Below are 248 nucleotides of genomic sequence, written 5' to 3' on the forward strand. Positions count from 1 at the left end.
GCCAGGCAAAGCGGCGCGCGCAAGCTGTGATTATCGATCATCTGATGCCGCCGCTCACGCGCGCGGAAAACTATGGGCCTTTGCAGGACCTCGAACGTCAGGTCGATGAATACTACGACGCGTTGATGGTCGATCCACGGCGCGCGAAGCTGTTGCGTCGGACTATTCTCGACACGATCGCCACGCATCGGCTGCATGAAGAGTTGAGTCTAGAAGCACCTGTTGATAGCGATGCGGAAGACTCGTTG

The 248-nt window shown here is 57.7% G+C and carries 1 protein-coding gene; it reads left to right on the plus strand.

The genetic code is table 11. From position 1 onward, the window contains the following. A partial coding sequence (locus SB753_RS40010) for a cobaltochelatase subunit CobN (protein ID WP_410805543.1) occupies positions 1–248 on the plus strand: 248 nt, incomplete at both ends.

Source organism: Paraburkholderia sp. SIMBA_053 (genome assembly GCF_046534895.1).
Classification (GTDB): Bacteria; Pseudomonadota; Gammaproteobacteria; order Burkholderiales; family Burkholderiaceae; genus Paraburkholderia; species Paraburkholderia caledonica.